This window comes from Orrella sp. JC864 (assembly GCF_037026685.1).
Taxonomy (GTDB): Bacteria; Pseudomonadota; Gammaproteobacteria; order Burkholderiales; family Burkholderiaceae_B; genus Orrella.
This window is the reverse complement of record NZ_JBANET010000003.1, coordinates 1-14388: the sequence shown is the minus strand read 5'-3', so window position 1 is coordinate 14388 and position 14388 is coordinate 1. Positions and strand designations below refer to the sequence as shown.

The following is a 14388-nucleotide window of genomic DNA, read 5'->3' as shown; positions in this document are numbered from 1 at the left end:
CCATGTCCTCGAACTCCCCGCCCGAATACACGCCGGCTTCGCTGCCCGACGCCGAAACCCTCTACCAATCCCTGCTCGCGGCCGTGCGCCGCATGCTGCAAGACCTGCCCCGGCAGGCCGTGCGGCTGGTGGGCATCCACTCGGGCGGCGCCTGGCTGGCCGAGCGGCTGCAGCGCGACCTGGACCTGCCCGGCCGGCCCGGGACGCTGGACATCAGCTTCTACCGCGACGACTTCGACCGCATCGGGCTGCACTCGCAGGTCCAGCCCTCCGACATTCCCTTCGACGTCGCCGATGCGCACCTGGTCCTGGTCGATGACGTGCTCTATACCGGCCGGACCATCCGCGCGGCCATGAACGAACTGTTCGATTACGGCCGCCCGGCGTCCATCCGCCTGGCGGTGCTGCTGGACCGGGGCGGGCGCGAGCTGCCCATCGCGGCCGGCGCCGTGGGCGCGCGCGTGGTGCCCGCGCCCCAGGGCAGCCTGGTGCTGTCGCGCCGCGAAGACGGCGGTTTCGAACTTGCGCTCGAAAAGGAAAACGAAGATGAATAATCCTCAGCTCAACCGGCATGGCGAGCTGACCCACCTGCTGACCACCGAAGGCCTGCCGCGCGACGTGATCACGCACATCCTGGACACCGCGCAGACCTTCGTGCCGCTGGCCGAGCGCGACGTCAAGAAAGTCCCGCTGCTGCGCGGCAAAAGCGTCTTCAACCTGTTCTTCGAGAATTCCACGCGCACCCGCACCACCTTCGAGATCGCGGCCAAGCGCCTGTCGGCCGACGTCTTCAACCTGAACATCAACGTCTCCTCGGCCGCCAAGGGCGAATCGCTGCTGGACACCATCGCCAACCTGTCGGCCATGCAGGCCGACCTGTTCGTGGTGCGCCACCAGGCCAGCGGCGCGCCGCACCTGATCGCCCGCCATGTCGCGCCGCACGTGCACGTGGTCAACGCCGGCGACGGCCGCCATGCGCACCCCACGCAGGCGCTGCTGGACATGTACACCATCCGGCACTTCAAGAAAGACTTCTCCAACCTGACGGTGGCCATCGTCGGCGACATCCTGCATTCGCGGGTGGCGCGCTCGGACATCCACGCGCTGACCACGCTGGGCGTGGCCGAGGTGCGCGCCGTGGGCCCGCTCACGCTGCTGCCCGGCGGGCTCGAGCAGATGGGCGTGCGCGTCTTCACCGACATGCACGAAGGCCTCAAGGACGTGGACGTGGTCATCATGCTGCGCCTGCAAAGCGAACGCATGCGCGGCGCGCTGCTGCCCTCGGCCCACGAGTACTTCAAGCACTACGGCCTGACCAACGAGAAGCTGGCCCGGGCCAAGCCCGATGCCATCGTCATGCACCCGGGGCCCATGAACCGCGGCGTCGAGATCGATTCGGCGGTGGCCGACGGCAAGCAGGCGGTGATCCTCAACCAGGTCACCTTCGGCATCGCGGTGCGCATGGCGGTGATGAGCATCGTGGCCGGCGCAAGCGCCTGACGGCCGGCGCCAATCTCCGTAGGACACATACATGAAATTGCACATCAAGGGCGGCCGGCTGATCGACCCGGCCAGGGGCCTGGACCAGGGCGCCGATCTGTACGTGGCCGGCGCGCGCGTGGTGGCGGTCGGCCAGGCGCCCCAGGGGTTCGCGCCGGACCGCGTCATCGATGCCGAGGGCCTGGCGGTGCTGCCGGGCCTGGTCGATCTGGCGGCGCGGCTGCGCGAGCCGGGCTTCGAATACCGCGCCACGCTCGAATCCGAAATGCGCGCGGCCCTGGCCGGGGGCGTGACCAGCCTGGTGCTGCCGCCGGACACCGATCCGCCGCTGGACGAGCCGGGCCTGGTCGAGATGCTCAAGCATCGCGCCCGCCAGCTCAACCAGGCCCACCTGTACCCGCTGGGCGCGATGACGGTGGGCCTGAAGGGCGAGGTGATCACCGAGATGGCCGAGCTGACCGAGGCCGGCTGCGTGGCCTTCTCGCAGGCCGACCAGCCGGTCCAGGACAGCAGCGTGCTGCTGCGCACCATGCAATACGCCAAGACCTTCGGCTACGTGCTGTGGCTGCGTCCGCAGGACCCGTGGCTGGCGCGCGGCGGCGTGGCCGCCAGCGGCGCCTATGCCTCGCGCCTGGGCCTGGCCGGCGTGCCGGTGCAGGCCGAGACCATCGCGCTGCATACCCTGTTCGAGCTGCAGCGCGCCAGCGGGGCCCGGCTGCACCTGTGCCGGCTGTCCAGCGCCGCCGGCATCGACCTGGTGCGCGCGGCCAAGCGCGAAGGGCTGCCGGTCACCTGCGACGTCTCGGCCAACCACGTGCACCTGACGGACGTGGACATCGGCTACTACGACAGCAACTACCGGCTCGAGCCGCCCTTGCGCGGCCAGCGCGACCGCGACGCGCTGCGCGCCGCCCTGCTGGACGGCACCATCGACGCCATCTGCTCGGACCACACCCCGGTGGACGACGACGGCAAGCTGCTGCCCTTTGCCGAGGCCGAAGCCGGCGCCACGGGCCTGGAGCTGCTGCTCTCGCTCACGCTCAAGTGGGCCGAAGAGGCCGGGCTGTCCTATGCGCAGGCCCTGGCGCGCGTGACCAGCGCGCCGGCCGCCATCCTGGCCGCCGGCGCGCCGGCCCTGCCGCCCTGCGGCCGCCTGGAGGCGGGCGCGCCGGCCGATTTCTGCCTGGTCGACCTGCATGCGCGCTGGACTGTCGGGCGCGAGTCCCTGCTCAGCCAAAGCTGCCACACCCCCTTCGCCGGCATGGACCTGCCCGGCCGCGTGCGCAAGACGGTCGTGGGCGGGCGCATCGTCTGGGAAGCGGCGTGAGCCTGCTGCGCTATATCGTCCGGCTGGCCATCGTCGCGGTGATGGTCGTGCTGGGCCTGCTCATCATCGCCACGGTGTTTCCTTTCCTGGGCGTGAAGACGCGCGCCTGGGCGAACCGCACCTGGTCGCGCACGCTGATGGCGGTCATCGGCGTCAAGGTGCTGGTGCGCGGCCAGCCCTGCCTGGACGCGCCGGTGCTGTGGATCGCCAACCATGTCTCCTGGCTGGACATCTACGTGCTCAACAGCGTGCGCGCCACCTCCTTCGTGGCCAAGGCCGAGATCCGCCGCTGGCCCGTCATCGGCTGGCTGGTGGCCGGGGCCGGCACGGTGTTCATCGACCGCAAGCAGCGCCAGGCCGTGCAGACGGCCAGCCAGGCCATGCGCGAACGCTTTGCCCGCGGCGAAGCGGTGGGCCTGTTTCCAGAGGGCACGACCTCGCCGGGCTTTGACCTGCGGCCCTTTCACAGCAGCCTGTTCGAGCCGGCGCGCCATGTCGAGGTGATGATCCAGCCAGTGGCCCTGCGCTTCCTGTATCGCGGCCAGCGCAGCGACTATGCCGCCTTCGTGGGCGAGCAAACCTTGATGGGCAACGCCTGGAAGGTGTTTCGCACCACCGGCCTGGCGGTCGAGGCCGTGTTCCTGCCGCCCCTGCAGCGCCATGATGACCAAGGCAAGGTGCTGGACCGCGGCGCCCTCTCGGCCCAGGCCCACCGGGCCATCCTGGCCGAGATCCGCGAGCCTGCCCACGCGCCGGCTGCGGGGCAGGACGTCCCGCCCGTATCCTGAGGCCGGCGGGCCCTCCATCCACCCTGTCCTGTCGTTCCCGCCATGATCCATTCCGACTCTTTCGATTCCCGCCAGCAGCGCCGCGCCCGGCCGCGCCGTTCGGTCCTCTACGTGGCCGGCGCCAATGCCCGCGCGCTCCAGAAGGCGCGCGGCCTGCCCGCCGACGCCGTCATCCTCGACCTGGAAGACGCCGTGGCCCCCCAGGCCAAGGCGCAGGCGCGCGAGCAGGTGATGCAGGCCTTGCAGGGCGATTGGGGCGGGCGCGAGCGCATCGTGCGCGTCAACGGCTGGCACACCCCCTGGGGGCCGGACGACCTGGCCGCCGTGGCCCGCGCCGGGGCCGATGCGGTGCTGCTGCCCAAGGTGCAGGACGCGGCGCAGCTGGCGCAGGCCGCCGGCGCCCTGGATGCGGCGGGAGGGCCTGCCGGCCTGCCGCTGTGGGCCATGATCGAGACGCCGCTGGCCATCCTGCGGCTGGATGCGATCGCGGGCGGTCATCCGCGCCTCGAATGCCTGGTCATGGGCACCTCCGACCTCGTCAAGGACATGCAGGCCCGCCATACGCCGGACCGGTTGGCGTGCCTGGCGGCGCTGTCCCTGACGGTCATGGCTGCGCGCGCGCATGGCCTGGCGGCCCTGGACGGCGTACACCTGGTCCTGCAGGACCAGGCCGGACTGGCGGCGGCGTGCCGCCAGGGACGCGATCTGGGCTTCGATGGCAAGACGGTGATCCATCCCGCGCAGATCGCCGCGGCCAATGCGGCGTTCGGCCCCACCGAGCCCGAGCTCGCGCAGGCGCGCAAGCAGCTCGCGGCCTGGCAGGCCGGGGCGGGCCAGGGCGTGGTGGTGGTCGATGGCGTGCTGGTCGAGCACCTGCACGTGCAGGAGGCGCGCCGCCTGCTGGCCCAGGCGCAGGCCATCGCGGCGCGGGGCTGAACGGCCGGATCAGCCTTCTTCGGGCGCCAGCGCGGCCTCGCACTGGACCTGCACCACCTGCCGGTCCCGCAGGCGCACGGCGGTCAGCGTGCCGCCCCAGACGCAGCCGGTATCCAGGCAGATGACGTCCGGGCGCAGCTGCAGGCCCAGCGTGGACCAATGGCCGAACACCACGGTCACCTCGCGCGTGGCGCGGCGCGGCACGTCGAACCAGGGCATCAGGCCGTCGGGCCATTCGCCCGGGGCATGCTTGGCCGAGAAGTCCATGTGGCCGCGCGCGTTGCACAGCCGCATGCGCGTCAGCGCGTTGATGATCACGCGCAGGCGCTTGCCGCCCTTGAATTCGTCGTTCCAGGCCACCGGCTCGTTGCCGTACATTTTCTGCAGGCGTTTTTGCCAGTTGGCGCCGCGCAAGGCCTCCTGGACTTCGCCGGCCAGCGACAGGGTCTTGGCCACGTCCCACTTGGCCAGCACGCCGGCATGCACCATCAGGTGGCCGTGCTCGAAATGCGCCAGCGGCCGAAAGCGGAGCCAGTCGATCAGCGCGTCGCGGTCGGGGGCCTGCAGGATCTCGTCCAGCGTATCGTTCTTGCTGGGCTTGCGCACGCCGGCGGCGGCGGCCAGCAGATGCAGGTCGTGGTTGCCCAGCACCGACACCGCGCGCTCGCCCAGGCCGATGATCCGGCGCAGGGCTTGCAGCGATTGCGGCCCGCGGTTGATCAGATCGCCGGCGAACCAGAATCTGGCGTCGGGATTGGCGGCGATCTCCGGATGATTCAACAAGGCATCGAGCGAGGCGCAGCATCCCTGCACGTCGCCGATCATCCAGATGTCGGTACTGCTCATACGCTTGCTTTTCTCCAGGGCCAGCGGTGCTGGGCGAAGCCCGAGACCGCGTGGCGGTTCTCCATGACAAGGAGCGAGCCCAGGGCCAGCAGCAAAGCGCCGGCGTTGGGGACGATGGCCGTGACCCAGGGCGGCCAGCGGCCCAGCAGGCCCACGTTCAGGGCCAGCTGGTTGATCATGAAGAAGCCCACGCCCAGCAGGATGCCGACGAACACCTTGGCGCCCACCCCCCCGCGCCGGGTCTGCATGAAGCTGATGGGCGCGGCGATGGTCATCATCACCAGCAGGGTGAAGGGATAGACCAGCTTGCGCCACATGGCCACCACCTGGCGGTCGGCCTGCAGCTGGTTGGCGTGCAGGTAGTCGATGTAGTCCCACAGGCTCAGCAGCGACATGCGCTCGGGCGTGAGCACGCGCGCCAGCAGGCGCTCGGGCGTGAGCGTGGTGCGCAGGTCGCGGCTGGGCAGCTCGCGCAGCACCATCAGCGGCTGCTGCGGCGCGGTGGCGTCGGCCAGGGCCTGCGAGGCCTCTTCGCTGATGCGGTGCTCGGTGACTTCTTCCAGCGTGAAGATGCCGGCGCCGAAGTGTCCGGTCTTGGCGGTGGACAGCGCGCGCAGCTGCTGGCCCGGGTCGAATTCGTAAAGCGTGACCTCGGCCACGTTGCCGCTGGCCAGCAGCCGCCTGACGTTGATGATGCGCGAGCCGCCGCCCTCGACCGGCTCCTTGAACCAGTAGCCGCTGGCCATCACGCCCCCGCCGGCCTTGCCGCGCAGCAGCAGGTTGGCCTCGCCCGAGCGCAGCTCGGCCGCCGGCGTGACCACCTCGGACAGCAGCAGCGCCAGCGCCATCAGCGGCAGGGTCACCAGCCACAGCATGCCCATGAGCCGCAGGCCGCTGACGCCCGAGACCCGCAGGATCACCAGCTCGTTGCGCTGGGCCAGGCCGGCCAGCGCCAGCACCGCGCCGATCAGCAGCCCGATGGGCAGCAGGTCGTACAGGCGCGTGGGCAGGGCCAGGGCCTCGAGGTAGAACAGCGAGAGCAGCGTGAAGTTCTCGCCGATGCCGTCGAGCTCCTCGACCAGCGCGAAGAACGTGAACAGGCCCAGCAGGGCCAGTATCACGACCGTGCTGGAGCGGTAGATCTCGCGTGCCAGATAACGTCGGGCAGTGCGCATGGGTAGGTGCGAAAGCGTGGAGGCAATCCGCTATTTTGCGGTTTTTTGCGGATCCGTGCCGGCCAGCGGCCGCACGGCGTCCTGGTTCAAGGAATATCCACCATGGACATGCGCCGCTGCAAGGTGCCGGTGCGCGCGTTCAGGTAAGACGTGTTGCGGTTTCTATCGTAGTAGCGCGGATTGGGCAGCATCGCGGCCAGCCTTGCGGCCTGTGCGTTGCCCAGCTGGCCCGCCCCGACCCCATAGTAGTGGCGGGCGGCGGCTTCGGCGCCAAAAACCCCTATGCCCCACTCGGCCACGTTCAGATACAACTCCAGGATGCGTTGCTTGTCCATGACGTGCTCGATCATGTAGGCCAGCACCAGCTCCTGGCCTTTGCGCAGGTAGCTGCGCTCGCTGGACAGGAACAGGTTCTTGGCCAGCTGCTGCGTGATGGTCGAGCCGCCGCGCCGGCGCGCGCTGTCGCGTTCGGCCTGGCGCTGGTTGTATTCCCAGGCCTTGCGGATGGCCTCCCATTCGACGCCGCCGTGGCCGGTGAAGTTGGCGTCCTCGGCGGCCACCACCGCGCGCTTGAGGCTGTTGCTGATGCGGTCGTAGGGCACCCACTCGTGGCGCAGCCGCGCGTCGGGGTCTTGCGCTTGCAGGCGGGTCAGCTCCTGCCGCATCACCGAGGTCATGGAGGGATTCTGGTGGGCATACCAGAACACCAGGCACAGGTACCAGAGCTGGTAGAGGATGGCCACCGACAGCGCCGCCATCACGATGGCGCTGGTTACCCTGAACCAGGACACGCGCCTGCGGTCCGGGCTGCGGCCGGCGCGCCTCATCGTGCCGCCCCCGCCGCGCCGGCCTCCTGCGCCAGGTCGTCGCGCACCGCCTGCAGCACGGCGGCGGTATCGGGCAGCACGCCGTGCCAGATGCGGAAGCTCTCGGCCGCCTGGGCCACCAGCATGCCCAGGCCGTCGGCCGTGCGGGCGGCGCCCTCGGCCTGGGCCTGGCGCATGAAGGCGGTGGGCTGCGCGCCATACATCATGTCGTAGGCCAGCGCGCCCGGGCGGTACAGCCCGGCGGGCAGCTCGGGCGCGCGGTCGGCCAGGCCGCTGGCCGTGGCATTGACGACCACGTCCCAGCCTTGCGGGCGGGCGGCGCTGGCCAGCGCGCCGGCGCTCAGCCGCGCACGGCCGGCATCGCCCCGCCACTCGGCCAGCAGGGCATGGGCGCGCGGCTCGGTGCGGTTGACCACGTGGATGGCCGCGCAGCCGGCCTGCGCCAGCGGACCGAGCGCGCCGCGCGCCGCGCCGCCTGCGCCCACCAGCAGCACGTGCGCGCCTTGCAGCGCCGCGCCCAGGCGGCGCAGGTCCTGCACCAGGCCTACGCCGTCGGTATTGCAGCCGTGCAGCCGGCCGTCCTGCATCCACAGCGTGTTGACGGCGCCGGCCTCGCGCGCGCGCGCGCTCAGGCCGGCCTGGGCCAGCGCATAGGCCTGCAGCTTGAAAGGCACGGTCACGTTGGCGCCTTGCCCGCCCTCGGCGAAAAAGCGCCGCACCGTTTCCTCGAAGCCGTCCAGCGGCGCGAGCAGCGCCTCGTAGCGTACGGCCACGCCGGTCTGCTGGCCGAACAGCGTGTGGATGCGCGGCGAGCGGCTATGGCCGATGGGATTGCCGATCACGGCGTGGCGGGCGGGCGAGGCTGTGGTCATGGCGCTTGGGTATCGAGCGTATCGTTGGTGAAATGCCAGGTACGGGTGATCGACAGCACGTCGGTGTGCCGCGACATCTCCGGCGGAAAAGGCGGGAAGGGCGCGGCCAGTTGGACAATGCGGCGCACCGCCTGGTTCAGCACCGCGTGCTCCGACGGGCGGTCGATGCGCACGTCCAGCACGCTGCCGTCGCTGCGCAGCTCGACCGTGGCGCGCAGCGAACCGTAGATCCGTCCGCGCGCCTGCGGCGGAAAGTGCTGCGTGCCGGCCGTCTCGACCCGTACGCGCCAGTCGTCCACGTATTGGGCATACGGGGCGGCCGAGGCCGAGGGCGCGAAGAAGTGCTTGCGCGGCTGCGCGTTGTACTGGCGGATCCGCTCGCGCAGCGCGGCGATCTGGGCGTTCTGCAGCACGGCGGGCTGCTCGCGCGCATCGTCGCCGGGCTCGCCCATGCGGTCCCACAGGCTGGCCTTGGGATGCTCGGCCGCATCCAGCGGCGCGCCTTCGGCCAGCACCAGCAGCCGCTGCTGTTCCTGTTCGAGCTGCAGCTGCCGTTCGCGCAGGGCCTGCAGGATCACTGTCTGGGCCGCCGCGCCGGTGTGCGGCAGGGGCGATTGCGCGTGGCCCTGGGCATCGGTGCCGCCGCCGTCCACCTGCTGCTGGGCGATCACCTGTGCGCGCGCCGGCGCATGCGGCGTGTGGCTGTTGACCAGCACCACTTCCAGCGGGCTGGCCTGGCGGGCCTGGGGCGCGTCGGCGCCGCCTTGCAGCGATAGCACGCCGGTATGGGCCGCCAGCGACAGCACCAGGGCGAGCTGCAGCCTGCGCTGGGCCGGCGAGGCCAGCCAGCGCGCCTTGCGGGCCGGGTACAGGAGCAGGTCGGTCAGGGAAAAGGGCACGCCCGCATTTTAATGGGCCGAGCGCGCCCCGCGCCTCAGGGCGCCCAGCGGCACTCCAGCGTCAGCGCCAGCTCGTCCATGCCCAGGATGTCCAGCGTGATCTCCTGGCCGCGCTCCATCTCGGGCAGGCCTGCCACCCGGGTGACCAGCGGCGCGCAGGCCAGGCGCACCAGGTCTTCGCGCAGCACGTGGGCGGCCGTGCGGGTGACGCCCTGCTGGCGCAGCCAGCGCAGGCACCAGTAGCGCTCCAGGCTGGACTGGAACTCGGCCCAGGCGGCATATTGCGCGTCGAAGGCGCCGATGATGGCGAACAGGTCCGCATCGCGCGGCTTGTAGGGCGCGGCCAGGCGGGCCGAGACGCCATGCTCGGCGGCGGCCAGCAGCTGGCGCTGGTTCACCAGGTCGACGTAGCGGCGCAGGGGCGAGGTGGTCCAGGCGTATTGCGGCACGCCGATGGCCTCGTGCGGCAGCGCCTGGGTGCTCATGCGCACCCGGCCGGCCTGCTGCGAGCGGTAGATGCCCGGCACGCCGCATTCGTCCAGCAGCGCGCCCCACTGGCGGTTGGCCAGGATCATGTACTCGGCCACCATGCGGTCCAGCGGCGCGTTGCGCTGGCGCGGCACCAGCCGCACCGGGGTTTCCGGGTCGTCGGGATCGCCGTCGAGGTAGAAGCTGTATTCCACCCGGCTGTTGTTCTCGGGCTTGCCGCGCACCAGGTCGCGCTGGGCCGACAGGGCCTGGGCCAGCTGCCACAGCGGGCGCAGCCAGCCGGCAAGGGGCAGGGGGGCCTGCGGATCGGCCAGGGCCGCCTCGGTCACCTGGTCGTCCAATTCGTTGTGGCGCAGGTTCTGCTGCACCACGATGCGCTCGACGCGGGTTTCCGAGGCGAAGATCTCGCCGCTCTGCGGATCGGCCGTCACGTATAGCGAGAGCGCCGGCACGGGACGTCCGGCATCCAGCGAAAAGGCCTGGATCACCTCGTCCGGCTGCATGGGGATCTTGTCGCCGGGCATGTACACCGTGGACATGCGCGCGCGCGCCAGCTTGTCCAGCTCGCTGTCGCGGGTGACGGCCAGCGCGGGCGCGGCCACGTGCACGCCCACGCGGATGCGGCCCTCGGGCAGCATCGCGACCGACAGCGCATCGTCGATCTCGGTGGTGGTGATGTCGTCCACCGAGTAGGCCTGCACGTCGGCCAGCGGCAGGTCCTGGCCCACGGCCGGCAGCTTGACCGGCGCAAAGCCCGTGCCGCGAGGAAAGTGCGTGGCCAGGAAACGCCGCTTGTGCACGGCCAGCGCATGCGGAAAGGCGCCCAGTTCAAGCAGCAGCCGCTCGGGGGATTTTTGCAGCTGCGCGCAGGCGGCCTCCAGCGCCTTCCAGGTCAGGGCGTTCTTGTCCGGGCGCACCAGCAGCGACTCGGCCGCCGCGGCGATCTCGTCGGGCAGCCGGCCGGCGGCCATCTCGTCGACCCAGCGCTGCTGCTGCTCGGCGGCCAGGCGTTTTTTCTCCAGCGCGGCCAGCGCGGCGGCCAGCACGTCCGGCGGCGCCGGACGGTAGCGCCCGCGGCCGCGGCGGTGGAAATACACCGGCGCGCCATGCAGGGCCAGGATCAGGCCGGCCTTCTCGACCGCCGAGGGCGCATGGCCGAAATAGTCCTGCGCCAGGGCGGGCGCGTCGAACTCCTCCTGCGGCGCGCATTCCCACAGGAAGGGCAGGTCCACGGTCTGGGCCAGGGCCTGGGCCTGGGCCAGCAGCGCCGCGGGCTCGGGCGACTCGAAGGTGAACAGCGCGTTGGCGCGCTTGATCTTGCTGCGCTTGCCCGAATCGGCCTCGACCTGCAGGCTGGCTTCGGCTTCGGCCATGATGCGGCCGGCCTTGAAGCCGCCGTCTTCTTCGTAGAACAGGTACATCGTCTGAAAGGTCGGTAGGCCGCGCGCGCCGCCGGGCACGCGGGCGTATCAAAGTGGGAGAGCGCCGGCGCCTGCCGCCGCCGCCGGGGGTTCGGGCACGCCCGCGAAGGCCAGCACCTCGGGCAGCCAGCGTTCGAAGCCGGTCAGGCCGTGGTCGCTGCCTTCGATGATGACCTGGCGGCAGCCCTGGTAGAAATCGCGCATCTCGCGCCAATCCAGCACCTCGTCGCCGGTGGCAGCCAGCAGCAAGAAGCGCCGCGCATCGCCCGGGGGCGGCACGGCGAGCGCCGCCAGCTCGTCCACGTAGTGCGGTTCGAAGACGAACGGGGCGTCCGAATGATACATGCGATGCGGCCCCACGCGCCGCGCCAGTTCGCGCGGCGCGTGCACGGCCGGGTTGAGCAGCACCGCCTTGCAGCCGGTCTGCTGCGCCAGCCAGGCCGCGTAGTAGCCTCCCAGCGAGGAGCCGACCACGGTCAGCGCCTCGGGGCCTTCGGGCAGGTGCGCCGGACGCGGCAGGGCCAGCAGCGCGTGCGCCAGCCGCAAGGCCAGGCCGGCCGCCTCGCGCGGGCTGACCGGCAGCTGCGGGCAGCGCCAGCATCCTTGCAGCCCGCGCGCCTGCATGGCCTGCGCCATCAGGCGGGCCTTGTAGGAATCGGGCGAGGAGCCGAAGCCGTGCAGGTACAGGATCATGGCGCGGACGCCCCGGCGGGCTGCGCGCCGGGCTCCGGGCCCTGGCCACGCTCCTGTTCCAGGGCTTGCAGCAGCTTGCCGTGCACCCCGCCAAAGCCGCCGTTGCTCATCACCAGCACGTGGTCGCCGGGCCGGGCCTGACGGGCCACGCTGCGCACCAGTTCGTCCAGGTCGTCGTGGCTGCTGGCCCGCGCGCCCAGCGGCGCCAGCACCTGGGCGGGGTCCCAGCCCAGCGCGTGCCTGCCTTCGCGGGCCCCGAAGCACAGCACGAGGTCGGCCTGCGCCAGCGCCTCGGGCAGCCGGGCGGCCATGGTGCCCAGCTTCATGGTGTTCGAGCGCGGCTCGAGCACCGCGATGATGCGATCCTGGCCCACCCGCTTGCGCAGCCCCGCCAGCGTCGTGCGGATGGCGGTGGGGTGGTGGGCGAAGTCGTCGTAGACCTTGACCCCGCGGGCCTGCCCGCGCAGCTCCAGGCGCCGCTTGACGCCCTCGAAGCGCGACAGGGCCTGGGCCGCCTGGGCCGGGGGCACGCCGACGTGGCTGGCCGCGGCGATGGCCGCCAGCGCGTTGTCCCGGTTGTGCTGGCCGGCCAGTTCCCAGGCGACCTCGCCCACGGGCCGGCCTTCATGCAGCACCGTATAGCGGTCCTCGCCGCCGCTGGCCGACCAGGCGGCCTGCTCGCCGAACTCGGTCCGCTGCGACCAGCAGCCGCGCGCCAGCACGCGGTCCAGCGCCGCGCTCTGGCGCGGACGCACCAGCAGCCCGCTGCCCGGCACCGTGCGCACCAGGTGATGGAACTGGGTTTCGATGGCGGCCAGGTCGGGAAAGATGTCGGCGTGGTCGTATTCGAGATTGTTCAAAATGGCCGTGCGGGGCCGGTAGTGCACGAACTTGGAGCGCTTGTCGAAGAAGGCCGTGTCGTATTCGTCGGCCTCGATCACGAAATGGCGCGCCTGGCGCGCGTGGCGGGCCGACACCTTCAGGCCCGGGGCCACGCCGCCGATCAGGAAGTCCGGCGCCAGGCCCGCCTGATCGAGGATCCAGGCCAGCATCGAGGCGGTGGTGGTCTTGCCGTGGGTGCCGGCCACCGCCAGCACGTGGCGTTGCCGCAGCACGTGCTCGCCCAGCCACTGCGGTCCCGAGGTATAGGGCGCGCCGGCCTCCAGGATGGCTTCCATCAGGGGGTTGCCGCGCGAGACCACGTTGCCGATCACGTACAGGTCGGGCGCCAGGGCCATCTGGTCGGCCCCGAAGCCTTCGATCAGGTCTATGCCTTGTTCGGCCAGCTGGGTGCTCATGGGCGGGTAGACGCCCGCGTCGCAGCCCGTGACGCGGTGGCCCGCCGCGCGGGCGATCAGGGCCAGCCCGCCCATGAACGTGCCGCAGATGCCCAGTATGTGCAGATGCATGGATAACCTCCGGCCTGCATTGTAAGTGGAGCAGGTATCATGGCCCCATGAAACGACGAGTCTTTCTTTCCGGCGCCGCCGGGGTGGCCGCCATGGCCGCCGGCGGCTGGATGGCCTGGCGCGTGTCCTCGCGCAAGGGCCCGGGCGGCAGCGCGCCCGCGCAAGGGCAGCAGGGCGCCGCGCAGGCCGACGCCGGCCAGTTCATGCAGCTGGCCCTGCCCGACGTGGCCGGGCGGCAGGTGCCCCTGTCCAGCTTCGCGGGACAGCCCATGCTGGTCAATTTCTGGGCCACCTGGTGCCCGCCCTGCGTCAAGGAAATGCCCGACCTGGAGGCCTTGCAAAAAAAATTCCCGCAAGTGCGTTTTGTCGGCATCGGCATCGATACTGCCGAGAACATCCGCGCTTTTACCGAAAAAGTACAGGTAAGCTATCCCCTGCTGGTGGCCGGGCACCAGGGTATTGATATTGTCCGCAGCCTGGGCAACAGCGCCGGCGGCCTGCCGTTTACCGTCGTTTTCGATGCAGATGGACGGGTAAACCGGCGCATTTTGGGCCAAGTCAAACCCGATGACCTCGCGCGCACCCTGTCGGCCTATGCCGGCCGGGGCTAATGGACAAATAGTGCCTTTTTGCCGTAAAAAAGCGGTCTGTCCACAAATTTTGCCGGCAAAATGGCGCAACGCATCCTGGTTCTGCACGGGCCCAACCTGAATCTCCTGGGCACCCGCGAACCGCAGGTCTACGGCAACGTGACGCTCGCGCAGGTCGACGAGCGGCTGGCCGAGCTGGCGCGGACGCTGGGCGTTGCGGTCGAAACCGGCCAGTCCAACCACGAAGGAGAACTGGTTGACCGCATCCAGCGGGCCGGCCACGACGGGGTGCAGTTCATCATCATCAATGCCGGCGCCTACACGCATACCAGCGTGGCCCTGCGCGATGCGCTGGCGGGCGTGGCCATCCCCTACGTCGAGGTGCACGTCTCGAACGTCTACAAGCGCGAGCCGTTCCGCCACCACTCCTACCTGTCCGACCAGGCGGTGGGCGTGATCGCGGGCCTTGGGCCCTTCGGCTACGAGGCAGCCCTGCGGTTCGCGGCTGCCTACTGATCTTCGCGGCGCGGGCGCAAGGGCGCCGGCGCCGCCGTTTCATCTTTCGTGTCGTCCTGGTGCTACGGCTGGGCCGCACGGTTTTTTTACGGAAATCGCT

Annotated in this window: 15 protein-coding genes; 7 read left to right on the top strand and 8 right to left on the bottom strand. The window is 70.8% G+C overall.

The annotated features are described in order from the left end of the window. The first annotated feature begins 2 nt into the window (after positions 1 to 2). From pyrR to V8Z80_RS03410, 5 genes are read left to right on the top strand one after another with little or no spacing between them, the layout of a single operon-like run. Positions 3 to 554, top strand: a complete 552-nt coding sequence (gene pyrR / locus V8Z80_RS03430) for a bifunctional pyr operon transcriptional regulator/uracil phosphoribosyltransferase PyrR (RefSeq protein ID WP_336061013.1) — start codon at positions 3 to 5, stop codon at positions 552 to 554. Then, complete coding sequence (locus V8Z80_RS03425; protein ID WP_155195951.1) at positions 547 to 1500, top strand: aspartate carbamoyltransferase catalytic subunit; 954 nt, start codon at positions 547 to 549, stop codon at positions 1498 to 1500. Before pyrR ends, V8Z80_RS03425 begins: the two co-directional genes overlap by 8 nt. A gap of 31 nt (positions 1501 to 1531) precedes the next feature. Continuing rightward, positions 1532 to 2827, top strand: a complete 1296-nt coding sequence (locus V8Z80_RS03420) for a dihydroorotase (protein ID WP_336061012.1) — start codon at positions 1532 to 1534, stop codon at positions 2825 to 2827. Beyond that, complete coding sequence (locus tag V8Z80_RS03415; RefSeq protein WP_336061011.1) at positions 2824 to 3615, top strand: lysophospholipid acyltransferase family protein; 792 nt, start codon at positions 2824 to 2826, stop codon at positions 3613 to 3615. Before V8Z80_RS03420 ends, V8Z80_RS03415 begins: the two co-directional genes overlap by 4 nt. A gap of 42 nt (positions 3616 to 3657) precedes the next feature. Continuing rightward, positions 3658 to 4551, top strand: a complete 894-nt coding sequence (locus tag V8Z80_RS03410) for an HpcH/HpaI aldolase/citrate lyase family protein (RefSeq protein WP_155195955.1) — start codon at positions 3658 to 3660, stop codon at positions 4549 to 4551. Between the two features lie 9 nt (positions 4552 to 4560). Here the strand turns inward: V8Z80_RS03410 and V8Z80_RS03405 are convergent, their stop codons facing one another. The 8 genes from V8Z80_RS03405 to mpl form a co-directional block, all read right to left on the bottom strand. Further along, positions 4561 to 5397 carry a symmetrical bis(5'-nucleosyl)-tetraphosphatase gene (locus tag V8Z80_RS03405; RefSeq protein WP_155195956.1) on the bottom strand — a complete coding sequence of 279 codons (837 nt, stop codon included), beginning with the start codon at positions 5395 to 5397 and terminating at the stop codon, positions 4561 to 4563. Then, positions 5394 to 6572, bottom strand: coding sequence for an LPS export ABC transporter permease LptG (gene lptG, locus V8Z80_RS03400; protein ID WP_155195958.1), 1179 nt, complete (start codon positions 6570 to 6572; stop codon positions 5394 to 5396). The genes V8Z80_RS03405 and lptG overlap by 4 nt, the downstream gene beginning before the upstream one ends. A gap of 86 nt (positions 6573 to 6658) precedes the next feature. Next, positions 6659 to 7399, bottom strand: a complete 741-nt coding sequence (gene mtgA / locus V8Z80_RS03395; protein WP_336061010.1) for a monofunctional biosynthetic peptidoglycan transglycosylase — start codon at positions 7397 to 7399, stop codon at positions 6659 to 6661. Continuing rightward, complete coding sequence (aroE, locus tag V8Z80_RS03390) at positions 7396 to 8271, bottom strand: shikimate dehydrogenase (RefSeq protein ID WP_336061009.1); 876 nt, start codon at positions 8269 to 8271, stop codon at positions 7396 to 7398. The genes mtgA and aroE overlap by 4 nt, the downstream gene beginning before the upstream one ends. Beyond that, entirely contained in the window at positions 8268 to 9170 is a 903-nt protein-coding gene (locus V8Z80_RS03385; RefSeq protein WP_336061008.1) for an energy transducer TonB, read from the bottom strand. The genes aroE and V8Z80_RS03385 overlap by 4 nt, the downstream gene beginning before the upstream one ends. Positions 9171 to 9205: 35 nt before the next feature. Beyond that, positions 9206 to 11080, bottom strand: a complete 1875-nt coding sequence (locus tag V8Z80_RS03380; protein ID WP_336061007.1) for a ribonuclease catalytic domain-containing protein — start codon at positions 11078 to 11080, stop codon at positions 9206 to 9208. A gap of 48 nt (positions 11081 to 11128) precedes the next feature. Next, the gene (locus tag V8Z80_RS03375) at positions 11129 to 11773 is read right to left on the bottom strand and encodes a YqiA/YcfP family alpha/beta fold hydrolase (protein ID WP_336061006.1); all 645 of its coding nucleotides are present in this window, start codon (positions 11771 to 11773) and stop codon (positions 11129 to 11131) included. Further along, on the bottom strand, positions 11770 to 13182 hold the full coding sequence (gene mpl / locus V8Z80_RS03370; protein ID WP_336061005.1) for a UDP-N-acetylmuramate:L-alanyl-gamma-D-glutamyl-meso-diaminopimelate ligase: 1413 nt from the start codon (positions 13180 to 13182) through the stop codon (positions 11770 to 11772). The genes V8Z80_RS03375 and mpl overlap by 4 nt, the downstream gene beginning before the upstream one ends. A gap of 47 nt (positions 13183 to 13229) precedes the next feature. Between mpl and V8Z80_RS03365 the strand changes: the two genes are divergently transcribed. Together V8Z80_RS03365 and aroQ are read left to right on the top strand one after the other, a co-directional pair. Then, positions 13230 to 13793, top strand: a complete 564-nt coding sequence (locus V8Z80_RS03365) for a TlpA family protein disulfide reductase (protein WP_155195970.1) — start codon at positions 13230 to 13232, stop codon at positions 13791 to 13793. A gap of 60 nt (positions 13794 to 13853) precedes the next feature. Then, the gene (gene aroQ, locus V8Z80_RS03360; RefSeq protein WP_155195972.1) at positions 13854 to 14288 is read left to right on the top strand and encodes a type II 3-dehydroquinate dehydratase; all 435 of its coding nucleotides are present in this window, start codon (positions 13854 to 13856) and stop codon (positions 14286 to 14288) included. The last annotated feature ends 100 nt before the right edge of the window (positions 14289 to 14388 follow it).

Bases quoted from the DNA above. Each gene is read 5' to 3' on its own strand.
- mpl (WP_336061005.1), bottom strand. From the start codon at position 13,182: ATGCATCTGCACATACTGGGCATCTGCGGCACGTTCATGGGCGGGCTG.
- V8Z80_RS03410 (WP_155195955.1), top strand. From the start codon at position 3,658: ATGATCCATTCCGACTCTTTCGATTCCCGCCAGCAGCGCCGCGCCCGG.
- V8Z80_RS03425 (WP_155195951.1), top strand. From the start codon at position 547: ATGAATAATCCTCAGCTCAACCGGCATGGCGAGCTGACCCACCTGCTG.
- V8Z80_RS03420 (WP_336061012.1), top strand. From the start codon at position 1,532: ATGAAATTGCACATCAAGGGCGGCCGGCTGATCGACCCGGCCAGGGGC.
- pyrR (WP_336061013.1), top strand. From the start codon at position 3: ATGTCCTCGAACTCCCCGCCCGAATACACGCCGGCTTCGCTGCCCGAC.
- aroQ (WP_155195972.1), top strand. From the start codon at position 13,854: ATGGCGCAACGCATCCTGGTTCTGCACGGGCCCAACCTGAATCTCCTG.
- V8Z80_RS03380 (WP_336061007.1), bottom strand. From the start codon at position 11,080: ATGTACCTGTTCTACGAAGAAGACGGCGGCTTCAAGGCCGGCCGCATC.
- V8Z80_RS03405 (WP_155195956.1), bottom strand. From the start codon at position 5,397: ATGAGCAGTACCGACATCTGGATGATCGGCGACGTGCAGGGATGCTGC.
- V8Z80_RS03365 (WP_155195970.1), top strand. From the start codon at position 13,230: ATGAAACGACGAGTCTTTCTTTCCGGCGCCGCCGGGGTGGCCGCCATG.
- lptG (WP_155195958.1), bottom strand. From the start codon at position 6,572: ATGCGCACTGCCCGACGTTATCTGGCACGCGAGATCTACCGCTCCAGC.
- mtgA (WP_336061010.1), bottom strand. From the start codon at position 7,399: ATGAGGCGCGCCGGCCGCAGCCCGGACCGCAGGCGCGTGTCCTGGTTC.
- V8Z80_RS03375 (WP_336061006.1), bottom strand. From the start codon at position 11,773: ATGATCCTGTACCTGCACGGCTTCGGCTCCTCGCCCGATTCCTACAAG.
- aroE (WP_336061009.1), bottom strand. From the start codon at position 8,271: ATGACCACAGCCTCGCCCGCCCGCCACGCCGTGATCGGCAATCCCATC.